A 12,011-nucleotide genomic window follows, 5' to 3' on the forward strand; every position below is an offset into this window, starting at 1 on the left:
TCAAAACTACTATTTAGCTTCTTTAACTTTAGCTGCTTTACCTACTCTATCTCTTAGGTAGTTAAGTTTAGCTCTTCTTACTTTACCTTTTCTAGTAACTTCAATTTTCTCAATGCTTGGAGAATGAACTGGGAAAATCTTCTCTACTCCAACACCAAAAGAAATTTTTCTTACTGTAAAAGTTTCTCTTACTCCACCATTTTGTCTTTTAAGCACAACGCCTTCAAAGATCTGAATTCTTTCTCTTTTTCCCTCTTTTACTCTGATATGTACTTTAACAGTATCACCAGCTGAGAATTTAGGTAAATCTGATTTTAATTGTTCTTGCTCAATTGCCTTAATAATTTCCATTTTTCTTCCTCCTCATAAAACGTTCTTAATGCAATTCACCAGAGGAACGTTCGTATTTATAACCTATAAAATTATATCTTAATACTATCTATTTGTCAATAATATTGTGTTTTTTAAGTAATTTTTTATCTTCCTTAGACAGAGCTTCATAGTCAAACAAGTCAGGTCTTAGCTTCATAGTTAATTTTATAGATTCTAGCTTTCTCCAGGATTCAATATTTTTATGATGGCCTGATAACAGAACCTTAGGCACTTCCTTCTCCATAAAAACTTCAGGCCTAGTGTAATGAGGGTATTCTAGCAATCCATTTGTAAATGATTCTTCCTCCAAGGATTCTTCGTGTCCTAAAACGCCTTTAACATGCCTTGATATACTATCTATAAGTATAAGAGCAGGTAGCTCCCCTCCAGTTAAAACGTAGTCTCCAATAGATATTTCTTCATCCACAATCAAATCAATAACTCTTTGATCCACTCCTTCATAATGACCGCAAAGCAATATCAAGCTTTCTTCTTTTGCAAGAGCTGTAGCCATGTCATTATTAAATACTTTTCCTTTAGGAGTAAGGTAGATAACTTTAGGCTTCTTTTCTTGCTTCAAAGATGCATCTAAATCATCAACTACAGCATTATAACAGCTTACTATAGGCTGAGGAGTCATGACCATTCCCGCTCCTCCACCATATGGATAGTCATCTACTTTTTTATGTTTGCTTTCTGAGTAATCTCTTATATTCCAAGTCTTATATTCTATGTTACCTTTTTCTTCTGCTTTTTTCATAATACTTTCACTCATATATGCTTCAATAATTTGAGGAAATAAGGTCATAATATGAAATTTCATTACTCAATCATTCCTTCAATAGGATCTATTATAATCTTCTTATTATCAATATCAATAACTGGAACAAATTTCTTAATCGCAGGAACAAGGTAGGTTTTTCCATTTTCTGATTTTATGGAGTAGACATCATTAGCACTATACTGAAGTACATCTTCTAATACCCCTATATATTTTTCACTTATATCATAAACCTTGCATCCTATTAAATCAGCTATAAGATGTTCATCTTCGTCCAGTTTTCTTGCATTATCTCTATCTATAAATAAATAGTTGTTTCTATTTTTTTCTGCATCATCAATAGTCAAAATACTACTCAGTTTCAATATAACCATATTTTTGCTTATCTTCACATTTTCAACTGATATTTTTTCATCGCTATTTTCCATGTATAAATATTGTATTTCTTTAAATCTCTCTGGGTAATCCGTATATGGATATACTTTTACCTCTCCTTTTAATCCATGAGTATTTACTATTTTTCCTATTCTCAATTTATTAGATTTCAAGTTTTCACCTCATAACTTTATTGATACTACAAATCATAAACATCGCAATACCAAAAAATAAAATAATGGCTCTGATTTATAAAAGGAATCAGAATTTATTATATTTCTTGAAAATCTTGTAAAAAAAGCAAAGGATTAGAGAAGTCTCTAATCCTTACTGAATAATTTCTACAACTACTCTTTTGCTTTCTTTAACGGCTGCAGCTTTGACAACAGTTCTAATCGCTTTTGCAATTCTCCCTTGCTTGCCAATAACCTTGCCCATATCTTCAGAGGCTACTTTCAATTCGACTACTATCGAATATTCAGTATGTTTTTCATTAACTGAAACCTCATCGGGATGGTCAACTAGGGATCTCGCAATAAATGCTACTAATTCTCCCATATTCATTCCCTCCTACTGATATAAAAACTTGGCTACAGATTACTCCATTATTCCATTCTTTTTGAAAAGTGTTCTTACAGTCTCAGTAGGTTGTGCACCAGTTGATAACCATTTTGCAGCTTTTTCATTATCTATCTTAACCACCTTAGGTTCTGAAACTGGATTGTAGTAACCTATTTCCTCGATAAATCTACCATCTCTTGGAGAACGAGAATCAGATACAACTATTCTGTAGAAAGGTTTCTTATGAGAACCCATTCTTCTTAATCTAATCTTTACCATTTTTTCACCTCCTTAAAAGTGTATATCTATAATCCTGGAAAAGGAAATTTCATTTTTCCTTTTTTCATAGATTTGCTCATATTAGTAAATTGCTTCATCATTTTCTTTGACTCTTCAAACTGCTTTAACAACCTATTAACTTGACTTACATGAGTACCACTACCCATTGCAATACGTTTTTTTCTACTTGCGTTGATAATGCTTGGATTCTGTCTTTCTTTTTTTGTCATAGATTGAATTATCGCCTCAATCTTCACAAGCTCCTTATCGTCTATATCTACATCTTTTAATTGCTTCATCTGGGACATGCCTGGAATCATTTCCAAAAGGTTTTTTAAAGGTCCCATTTTTTTAATCTGCTGCATTTGATCTAAGAAATCATCAAATGTAAAATCAGAAGATTTCATCTTAGCTTGCATCTCTTTTGCTTTATCTTCATCAAAAGCACTTTGGGCTTTTTCTATAAGGCTCATAACATCGCCCATGCCCAAAATTCTAGATGCCATACGATCTGGATAGAATTGTTCTAAATCCTCGAGCTTTTCTCCAACTGCAGCATATTTAATAGGTTTCTTTGTTATTGCCTTAATAGATAAAGCCGCTCCACCTCTTGTGTCCCCGTCTAGCTTAGTCAGTATAACTCCGTCTATACCTAGCGTTTGGTCAAAGGACTCAGCAATATTTACAGCGTCTTGACCTGTCATCGAGTCTACTACAAGCATAATTTCGTGAGGCTTAATAGATGACTTAATATTTTTGAGCTCATCCATGAGGTTTTCGTCTATGTGAAGTCTACCTGCAGTATCTATAATAACAATATCATAGCCTAAAGTTTTAGCTTTTTCATATCCTTTAGTTGCTATTTCTACAGGGTTCGTATTACCCTCTTCAGAGTAAAATATTGCTCCTGCACCACTTGCTACTATTTCTAGCTGCTTTATAGCTGCTGGTCTATAAACGTCACAAGCTACAAGCATTGGCTGCTTACCTTGTTTTTTTAGATTAAGAGCTAGTTTACCTGCTGTACTTGTCTTACCTGCCCCTTGAAGACCTACTAGCATAATAACAGTAGGAGGCTTTGAGGATATATTGATTTTGCTTTGAACTCCTCCCATAAGCTCTGAGAGTTCTTCATTTACAATCTTAATAACCTGCTGTCCTGGCGTAAGACTTTCCATAACTTCCGAGCCAATAGAGCGCTCCTTAACTTTTTTTATGAAATCCTTAACCACTTTATAGTGTACGTCTGCTTCTAATAATGCTAACTTCACTTCTCTCATTGCAAGGTCTACATCTTTCTCCGTAAGCTTCCCTTTACCTTTGAGATTTTTTAAAGTACTTTGAAGTTTTTCAGCAAGATTTTCAAATATCATTCTGATAACTCCTTGCAATAATCTATTAATTCATTAATCTTAGTTAACATTTTTGCTTCATCTTTAGACATTATACTAGTCTTAAGATTCTCTAAACCATTTATAAGATTTTTAAAATCGTGCTTTTTCTGTAAAATTAAATCGTTAAATTTCAGCTGTTCTTCATATTGATATAAAAGTTTTTCTGACCGTTTAATGGTGTCATATATGGCCTGACGTGATATTTCCAAGTTCTCACTGATTTCGCTCAGCGACAAATCTTCATTGTAATATTGCTCCATTACATCTTTTTGTTTCTTTGTTAGAAGATTCCCATATAAATCTAACAATTGGGCAATTTCTACGATTTTTTTTAGTTCCATATTTTCACCCCTGTAAAGGTTATCAACTTTACACTAATGTAGTTTATCTCACCAACGATTAAAAGTCAAGCTATTTTTGGTACTAATTCGAACTAAAAAGAGCTTTTGCAAAATCCTTTGCATTAAAATCTTGTAAATCCTCAATTTTTTCTCCAACCCCTATTAGCTTAATAGGAAGCTGCTGCTCAGATTTTATAGATAATACAACTCCACCCTTAGCTGTTCCATCGAGCTTTGTCAAAATTATACCTGTAAGCGGAGCAGCCTCTTTAAATATTTTCACTTGATTAATAGCATTTTGACCAGTTGTAGCATCTATAACGAGAAGAACTTCCTTCGTCGCCTCTGGGTACTCTCTATCAATTATTCTAAATATTTTTGCTAGCTCCTGCATCAAGTTCTTTTTGTTGTGAAGTCTTCCAGCTGTGTCGCAAATCAGTACATCTGTATTTCTGGCTTTTGCACCACTTATGGCATCAAAAATTACAGCTGAAGGGTCTGACCCTTCCTGATGCTTGATAAGCTCCACTCCTGCCCTGTCTGCCCATACTTCAAGTTGCTCTGCTGCTGCCGCTCTAAATGTATCTCCCGCAGCTAAAAGTACGCTTTTGCCTTCAGATTTCAGCCTCATTGCTATTTTGCCTATTGAAGTTGTTTTTCCTACTCCATTTACTCCTACTATTACTAAAATAGCTGGCTTAGGCTCTAATTTTAAGTTACTGTCATCCCCAGATAAAATTTCTTCTACTATTAATTTAAGCTCTTCTCTTACATCTTTGACATCCTGAATAGATTTTTTCTTTACATTTTTTCTTAGCATATCAACGATTTTCAATGTAGTTTCAAAGCCTACATCACCAGTGATGAGTATTTCTTCTATTTCCTCATAGAGTTCTTCATCAATCTCTATATGTCCTTTGAAAAGCTCATCTAGTTTACCTGTTAAATTTTGAGTGGTTTTACTTAAGCCTTCTTTAAGCTTTGCAAAAAAGCCAAGATTCTTTTGAGGCTGTTCTTCATCCATATCAGACTCAGCTTGGTTTAAGCTCACTTCCTCTATTTTTCCAGCTTCAACATTATCATTTAAAGAAGCTTCTTCTATATTTTCTTCTATGCTTTCAACTATACTTTCTTCCTCAATCACTTCTTTATCATCTTCATTCATTTCATTAGCATTTATATCTTCATCCGTATTTGCGTTCTCCCAGTTTTCCTCTTCAGCTTTTAAGTCATCTTTCTCAACTATCTCTTCATTTGTGCTATCATTTTTTTTATTTAGACTGTTCCAAAATTTCTTTAACATCTAAGTCCTCCTAATTAATTTTCAATATATTCTTTCGCTTCTTCAAGCTTAAGACTGATTATTTTTGAAACTCCTTTGTCTTGCATGGTTACACCATAAATATATTCAGAAGCCTCCATAGTCCCTCTTCTATGAGTTATAGTAATGAACTGTGTCTGCTTTGATAAAATATTTAATAAAGTAATAAATCTTATTATATTCGCATCATCAAGTGGAGCATCAATTTCATCTAAAACGCAAAAAGGAACTGGTTTTCTCATAAGTATAGAAAATAATATTGCAATAGCTGATAGAGCTTTTTCTCCTCCAGATAAAACTGAGATAGATTTTACTTTTTTCCCTGGTGGCTGAACGTTTATATCAATATCAGAAGCCAGCATATTGGATTCGTCAGTTAAAATTAGCTTTCCGCTTCCTCCTCCAAATAGTATTTTGAATACCTCGTCAAACTTTGAATTAATCTCACAGAAGCTTTTTTCAAATTCCACTACCATATTTTGTTCTAGGCTTATAATTATTTGATTAATTTGCTTTATAGAATCCTCTAAATCTTCCTTTTGCTCCTTATAAAAATCATATCTCTCTTTAATTACATTATACTGCTCTATTGCATCTACATTTATATTTCCAAGATCTTGAATAGATTTTTTCAGATTATCTATTTTAGTTTTAGAAGTGTCTATGGTTTCATCTAGAAGCTTTATTGCATCATCTAGCTCCATACTATAATCATCTCTAATTTTTTCGATTATAGAGTTCTTTTGAAAATCTATTTTTGCTTTATCCGAATCCAACTTTGAGATTTTAGCTTGTAAACTTATTAAATCCTTTTCCAAATTCCTATAGTCTTCTCTTTTCTGAGCTAATGCTTTTTTCACAGTATCTTCTTGATTACTGCATACATATATCTTATCTTTTACTATAACAATCTGCTCTGACAACTTATTTACTTCCTCATCTAAAGAAGCATTATCATCTATCATTTGTTTTTTTAGTTTCTCATTAAAAGCGATTTCACTTTCTAAATCATTTAAAAGCTTGGAATTTTTTTCAATTAAACTATTAAAAGAATCTAATTCTCTCTGCTTAGAATTTAAAAGCTCATTTAGCCTGACATTTTCCATATCCAAACTTCTAAGCTCGCTATCCTCGTCTGAAAACACTTTAGAAATACTATTCTTCTTATTAATTAAATCATTTGTAAGAAGCTTAAGACGATTTATAGTTTTTTCATATTCTTCAACTTCATTTTTTTCTCTATTATATGTAATTTTAGCATCCACTAATGACTTGCTAATTAAATCAGAATCGCTTATTGAGTTTTTTGATTTGCTTTCTAGATGCTCCATCTGGATTACGTGAGTTTTATGATTTTGAAGTAAGTCCATTTTTACATCTGATATATTTTTATATTCTTTTTCTTTATTACTTAATTCTAGTAATAAATCCTCATTTACTCCAATCAATTCCTTAATTTCAAGCTCTATATCACATCTTTTTAATTCTAAGCCTTTTAGCATTTCTTCTAATTCAGAAATTTGCTTTCTTCTAGTAAAAATGCTATTCGATGTGAAAATGCTTCCTCCTGTTATAGAGCCTCCTGCATTAAAAATATCTCCATCTTTGGTAACTATCCTAAATGAATTTTTATATTTTTTAGATATCTCAAGCGCCTTATCTATATCCTCAACTATCACTGTTCTTCCAAGCAAATAAGCTGCTATATCCTTGTATTCATCTTTGTATTTAATTGCATCTAGAGCAAGAATACCCTCATCAGAATACGATAATACCTTTCCTGATATTGAATCTATAGGAAGAAAAGTTACTCTTCCCAATTTTTTTTCTTTAAGAAACTCAATACATTTTTTCGCATCATTTGAAGTTTTAATTATGATATTTTGCATTTGACTTCCAAGCGCTGCTTCTAATGCTTTTTCATACCCTGGCTTAACTGTTATTAGATTAGCTACTGCTCCACAGATACCATTTAAATTCCTATTTAAGATTACTTCCTTTACTCCTTTAGATAAACCTTCGTTATCTGCTTCCATTTTTTTTAGTAGTCCAACTTTCGATGAACATTCTGATATATCTATGTTGTTTTTATTATTTTTAGACTTAAGAGCTTCTATTTTATTAGTATTTTCGGTAATTCTTAAAGATAATAATGATTTTTCTTCATCTAGCTTCTCAATTTGATTTACAGTTAGCTTAATTTTAGTTTCATTTTCAATTATACTTTTTTGAACTTCTTCAATCTGATTTAAAATATTTTGATGATCATTTTGCCATGAGCTCATCTTTTTTTCTAAATCATTAATATTCTCACTTAAGATTTCATTTCTAGATATTAATCTAGATTGTTCATTCATAAGCTCTAGAATTTTATTCCTATTATTCTCAATTTCTTCATCGTATTTTTTTAGCTCTATTTCTAGAGTTTCATACTTTTCACGTTTATTGCTATGACTATCCTCTAAAATCTTCTTTTGCTTGAGTAAATCTTCATGAGTTTTTTGAATACTATCTAGATTTACTTTATTAGAATTAATTTCAAAAATTATTTTTTCTTTCTGAGAATAGCTTTTCTCAAGATTTTCATCTAAGTTAATTATTTTTTGGCTATCTACATCCTTGTTTCTGACATACTCATTCATTTTTCTTTCCAGCTCAGTATTTTCATTAGAAAGAATTTGTTTATCTTGCTCTAATTCTTTGAGTTTGTTTTCTAATTCATTTAACTCAGTTTCCTCTGATACCAGCTGTTCGCTGAGTTTTGCATTATTTTCATCTGTTTCTAATATTAAGCTATTAATTTTTTCTACATCTGAATCCATAGAAAAATATGAGCTTAGCAATCTATTCACATCAGAAGCAAGAAGCTCTTCTTTTAATAATAGATATTTTTCAGCCTTAGTTTTTTGGATTTCTAAAGGCAGTATTTGTTTTTCAACCTCTTTATATACATCATGTATTCTCTCAAGATTTTCATTTGCTACATCTAGTTTTTTTTCACTTTCTTCTTTTTTATATCTAAATTTTGTGATTCCTGCAGCTTCTTCCAATATTTTTCTTCTTTGGTTAGAATTTCCATTTACTATTTCATCTATTTTGCCTTGGCTTATAATGGAATAGCCTTCTCTTCCAATTCCAGTGTCTAATAAAAGCTCTTTGATATCCTTAAGCCTACATTGCTTGTTGTTAAGAAAAAACTGACTTTCTCCAGATTTAAAAGCTTTTCGTTTTATGCTTATCTCACTATAGTCTATATCTATCATTTTATCCTGGTTATCAATAAGCAGTGAAACCTCGCAATAGTTCATTTCCTTTCTCTTCTCTGTACCAGAAAAAATAACATCTTCTAATTTATCGCCTCTAAGGCTTTTCATGCTTTGCTCGCCAAGTACCCACCTTATAGCATCTAATATGTTACTTTTTCCACTCCCATTTGGTCCAACTACAGAGATTAACCCATGAGGAAATAAAATTTCTGTTTTGTCTGGAAATGATTTAAATCCTTTTATTTCCATTTTTTTCAAGTACATTCTTTATCACCTACTTTAAAAATAGATTAGAAAAAGCCTACTGTATATATCATTTATACTTAACTTTGAATTTCCAAAAATAAGCTCATAAATGTTAAGCTTGTTATTTTCCTTTACCCTGACCCTTATATTCAGCTTATTATATATATAGCTAATATTTTCTTTTTTATTGCCTACTAATTGAGAAACAAGAGATTTATTCACTTGTACAATAATGCTTTCCTGAATTTTATGCTCAATTAAAAAAGCTTCCAAGTAGTCCCTGTATAATCTTGAAAAAACAAGCTCTCCAAAAGCAGGATGAAAAGGTCCAGCAATCACCGACTCATTTTCATTTATTTCCTGAGTTGCCTGAAGTCCTATACGTATTACTTTTATTTTATTTTGGACAAATAGAAGATATATTTTCTTTACGATTTCAATTGAATCCTCTACGCTAATTGGTGAGTATACACCTTGGAGCATCTGTTCTTCAAGTTTAGTATCCTTAATCACCAATACAGGATAAATCCTAACATAATCTGGCTTAATTTTAACAAATTCACGTGCAGTATAAATAGCCTTCTCCTGAGAATCATTAGGAAGGCCTACCATCATCTGTAGTCCTAAAGTAAAACCATATTGTTGTATTTGAGAAGAAGAACTGTAAACACATAAGCAGTCATGTCCTCTTTCACTGGAAATAAGAACCTGTTCATCTAGAGATTGTACACCAAGCTCAATTATGGTAACATTATACATTTTTAAAAAATCAAGTTTCTCTTTAGAAATAGCATCAGGTCTTGTGGATATCCTTATATCACGGATTCTAGCATCGATACCTTTATAATAATTTGCTATTTCTAAACATTTTCTTTGAAGTTCAGTATTTATTGCTGTAAAACTTCCTCCAAAAAAAGCTATTTCAATTAGGGTATCTGGTTTTATAGTTTTTAATGAGTCTTCAATATCCGACTTTATCTCTTCAAAATCTATTGATCCACCTTTTCCTGTTATTCTTTTTTGATTACAAAAAACACAATCATTCGGACAGCCTTGATGTGGAATAAATATCGGTATAATTTTCTTTTTCATAATCAATTTTCTTTCTCCATGGCATCTTTTGCAGCTTCTTGCTCTGCTTCCTTCTTACTTTTTCCTATCCCTGTTCCTATGAGCTTTTCTCCTAAAAACACATTCATTTTAAAAGTTTTGTCGTGGTCTGGTCCTAGCTGATCTACTAACTTATAAGTTATATTTTCTTTATTATCCTTTTGAATTAGTTCCTGAAGCTGAGTCTTATAATCTCTCATAATCTTGCCTTGAATGGCTTGAGAAATTATATCTCCCATATGCTCAAGTACAAAGTCAGTAGCCTTTCTAAAGCCTCCATCTAGATAAATTGCAGCTATAAGGGCTTCTGTAGCATCTGCTAATATGGAATCTCTCGTTCTTCCTCCAGTTGACTCTTCACCTTTTCCTAAATATAAATACTCTCCTAGCTGTATGGATTTTGCAACCTCTTTAAGTGACCTTTCGCATACTATAGCTGCTCTAATTTTCGTCAATTCTCCTTCTGGAAGCTCTTTTTTAAGTCTAAATAAATAGTTACTGATTATAAGTCCTAAAATACTGTCACCTAAAAATTCCAGACGCTCATTATTTCTATTTTTTATTTTTTTATATTCATTAGAATAAGAACTATGAGTAAGTGCTTCTTTAAGTAGTTTTACATCTTGAAACTCATAGTTAATCTTTTTTTGAAGTTCATATGATTTACTCTTCATCTCTCGACCTCATTAATATAGACTTTAATTTTAACTTTGAAAAAAGGCTGCAAAGGCAGCCTTTTCTCATACAAGTATGATATTTTGAACACAGACTAAAACTATTCCTCGTCCTTATCATCTTCTGCGTGAATAATCACTTCGTTGCATGCAGGACAAACAATATCTTGAGTTTCGTCATAAAGTAAGTCTTCATCAACTTCTACCTCTTCACCGCATGAAGGGCACTGTAATTGAACAAATTCCAAGCCTTCATCTTCGTATAGCTCGTCTTCGATTTCAGATAAATCTTCATCGATTGAATCCACATACTCAGATAACTCTTGTTGCTCCTCATACAGCTCAACTATTGCATCTGCAAACTCATCCAAAGTTTCAATAACAGCAGCTAAAACCTTGCCTTCTTTACTCTCTTTAGACAATTCCATTCCATCACAAAGACCTCTAAGATAAGAAACCTTTTCATATAAATGCTGCATGGGTAGCCTCCTTTTTTCGATTTACACGCGGGATAAATATTCTCCTGAACGTGTATCGATTTTTATTTTATCTCCAATATTTACAAACAGAGGTACTTGGACAATAGCTCCAGTTTCAACGGTAGCAGCTTTTGTAACATTTGTAGCTGTATCACCCTTTACTCCTGGCTCTGTGTCTAGTATCTCAAGTTCGACAAAGTTAGGTGCTTCCACTTGGAAAGCATTTCCTTGATAAAAACGAATTAAAGCTTTATCGTTTTCTTTTAGAAATTTTATTGCTTCTTCAACCTGAGAATAGTTCAATGGAATTTGCTCGTATGTTTCAGCATCCATGAAGTAATATAATTCTCCATCATTGTATAGATATTCCATTTCTTTAGTTTCTATTGTAGCCTTTGGAAATTTATCGTTTGGATTAAAAGCTTCTTCTCTTAAAACTCCAGACTTAAGATTTCTATATTTTGTTCTAACAAAAGCTGCACCCTTACCAGGCTTAACATGTTGAAAATCAACAACTAAATACGGTTGTCCATCTATTTCAAAAGTTACTCCCTTTCTAAAATCACTTGCAGAAATCATAAATAAAACCCCTCCATTAATAAATTGTCTACTTCAAATAACAACCGTTACAGTCATCTCTGAACAATATCCATTATATATATTTCGTATATCTACTGTCAAGAATCCTAGTATCCGTAATTATTATTTTACACTATTGATTTATTTTACTATTAATTATAATATTACCATAACCTTTTTTATTTATTAATTTATTACTATTATACACTAAAAAATAAATTAAATGTTTAATC

13 protein-coding genes are annotated in these 12,011 nt (G+C 31.8%); all 13 read right to left on the bottom strand.

The genetic code is table 11. The features are described 5' to 3' along the window. Positions 1 to 9: 9 nt before the first annotated feature. The 13 genes from rplS to efp all read right to left on the bottom strand — a co-directional run bounded on the left by rplS (position 10) and on the right by efp (position 11,778). Positions 10 to 351, bottom strand: coding sequence for a 50S ribosomal protein L19 (rplS, locus tag B5X47_RS00520; protein WP_079588270.1), 342 nt, complete (start codon positions 349 to 351; stop codon positions 10 to 12). Between the two features lie 88 nt (positions 352 to 439). Continuing rightward, positions 440 to 1,195, bottom strand: coding sequence for a tRNA (guanosine(37)-N1)-methyltransferase TrmD (gene trmD / locus B5X47_RS00525; protein ID WP_079588271.1), 756 nt, complete (start codon positions 1,193 to 1,195; stop codon positions 440 to 442). Continuing rightward, positions 1,195 to 1,701: a ribosome maturation factor RimM gene (gene rimM, locus B5X47_RS00530; RefSeq protein ID WP_079588273.1), complete on the bottom strand. Its 507-nt coding sequence runs from the start codon at positions 1,699 to 1,701 to the stop codon at positions 1,195 to 1,197. The genes trmD and rimM overlap by 1 nt, the downstream gene beginning before the upstream one ends. 154 nt (positions 1,702 to 1,855) lie before the next feature. Continuing rightward, entirely contained in the window at positions 1,856 to 2,086 is a 231-nt protein-coding gene (locus B5X47_RS00535) for a KH domain-containing protein (protein WP_013361791.1), read from the bottom strand. Positions 2,087 to 2,125: 39 nt separating this feature from the next. Continuing rightward, entirely contained in the window at positions 2,126 to 2,368 is a 243-nt protein-coding gene (rpsP, locus tag B5X47_RS00540; protein ID WP_013361792.1) for a 30S ribosomal protein S16, read from the bottom strand. Positions 2,369 to 2,394: 26 nt separating this feature from the next. Then, entirely contained in the window at positions 2,395 to 3,741 is a 1,347-nt protein-coding gene (ffh, locus tag B5X47_RS00545) for a signal recognition particle protein (RefSeq protein ID WP_079588274.1), read from the bottom strand. Further along, positions 3,738 to 4,103, bottom strand: a complete 366-nt coding sequence (ylxM, locus tag B5X47_RS00550; RefSeq protein ID WP_079588276.1) for a YlxM family DNA-binding protein — start codon at positions 4,101 to 4,103, stop codon at positions 3,738 to 3,740. The genes ffh and ylxM overlap by 4 nt, the downstream gene beginning before the upstream one ends. Positions 4,104 to 4,185: 82 nt before the next feature. After that, positions 4,186 to 5,406: a signal recognition particle-docking protein FtsY gene (gene ftsY / locus B5X47_RS00555; protein ID WP_079588278.1), complete on the bottom strand. Its 1,221-nt coding sequence runs from the start codon at positions 5,404 to 5,406 to the stop codon at positions 4,186 to 4,188. 14 nt (positions 5,407 to 5,420) lie between these two features. Further along, positions 5,421 to 8,954 (bottom strand): chromosome segregation protein SMC, encoded by a 3,534-nt coding sequence (smc, locus tag B5X47_RS00560; protein WP_079588279.1) that lies wholly within the window; start codon positions 8,952 to 8,954, stop codon positions 5,421 to 5,423. 15 nt (positions 8,955 to 8,969) lie between these two features. Then, positions 8,970 to 10,028 (bottom strand): elongator complex protein 3, encoded by a 1,059-nt coding sequence (locus B5X47_RS00565; RefSeq protein WP_079588846.1) that lies wholly within the window; start codon positions 10,026 to 10,028, stop codon positions 8,970 to 8,972. 2 nt (positions 10,029 to 10,030) lie between these two features. Beyond that, positions 10,031 to 10,720, bottom strand: a complete 690-nt coding sequence (gene rnc, locus B5X47_RS00570; RefSeq protein ID WP_079588281.1) for a ribonuclease III — start codon at positions 10,718 to 10,720, stop codon at positions 10,031 to 10,033. A 101-nt stretch (positions 10,721 to 10,821) separates the two neighbouring features. Further along, on the bottom strand, positions 10,822 to 11,199 hold the full coding sequence (locus B5X47_RS00575; RefSeq protein WP_013361799.1) for a CD1247 N-terminal domain-containing protein: 378 nt from the start codon (positions 11,197 to 11,199) through the stop codon (positions 10,822 to 10,824). Positions 11,200 to 11,220: 21 nt separating this feature from the next. After that, positions 11,221 to 11,778 carry an elongation factor P gene (efp, locus tag B5X47_RS00580; protein WP_013361800.1) on the bottom strand — a complete coding sequence of 186 codons (558 nt, stop codon included), beginning with the start codon at positions 11,776 to 11,778 and terminating at the stop codon, positions 11,221 to 11,223. Positions 11,779 to 12,011: the final 233 nt, after the last annotated feature.

The organism is Acetoanaerobium noterae, assembly GCF_900168025.1.
In the GTDB taxonomy this organism is placed as follows: Bacteria; Bacillota; Clostridia; order Peptostreptococcales; family Filifactoraceae; genus Acetoanaerobium; species Acetoanaerobium noterae.

Coding starts and splice junctions, on each gene's coding strand:
- rplS (WP_079588270.1), bottom strand. CDS start 351: ATGGAAATTATTAAGGCAATTGAGCAAGAACAATTAAAATCAGATTTA.
- trmD (WP_079588271.1), bottom strand. CDS start 1,195: ATGAAATTTCATATTATGACCTTATTTCCTCAAATTATTGAAGCATAT.
- B5X47_RS00535 (WP_013361791.1), bottom strand. CDS start 2,086: ATGGGAGAATTAGTAGCATTTATTGCGAGATCCCTAGTTGACCATCCC.
- rpsP (WP_013361792.1), bottom strand. CDS start 2,368: ATGGTAAAGATTAGATTAAGAAGAATGGGTTCTCATAAGAAACCTTTC.
- ffh (WP_079588274.1), bottom strand. CDS start 3,741: ATGATATTTGAAAATCTTGCTGAAAAACTTCAAAGTACTTTAAAAAAT.
- ylxM (WP_079588276.1), bottom strand. CDS start 4,103: ATGGAACTAAAAAAAATCGTAGAAATTGCCCAATTGTTAGATTTATAT.
- ftsY (WP_079588278.1), bottom strand. CDS start 5,406: ATGTTAAAGAAATTTTGGAACAGTCTAAATAAAAAAAATGATAGCACA.
- smc (WP_079588279.1), bottom strand. CDS start 8,954: ATGTACTTGAAAAAAATGGAAATAAAAGGATTTAAATCATTTCCAGAC.
- B5X47_RS00565 (WP_079588846.1), bottom strand. CDS start 10,028: ATGAAAAAGAAAATTATACCGATATTTATTCCACATCAAGGCTGTCCG.
- rnc (WP_079588281.1), bottom strand. CDS start 10,720: ATGAAGAGTAAATCATATGAACTTCAAAAAAAGATTAACTATGAGTTT.
- B5X47_RS00575 (WP_013361799.1), bottom strand. CDS start 11,199: ATGCAGCATTTATATGAAAAGGTTTCTTATCTTAGAGGTCTTTGTGAT.
- efp (WP_013361800.1), bottom strand. CDS start 11,778: ATGATTTCTGCAAGTGATTTTAGAAAGGGAGTAACTTTTGAAATAGAT.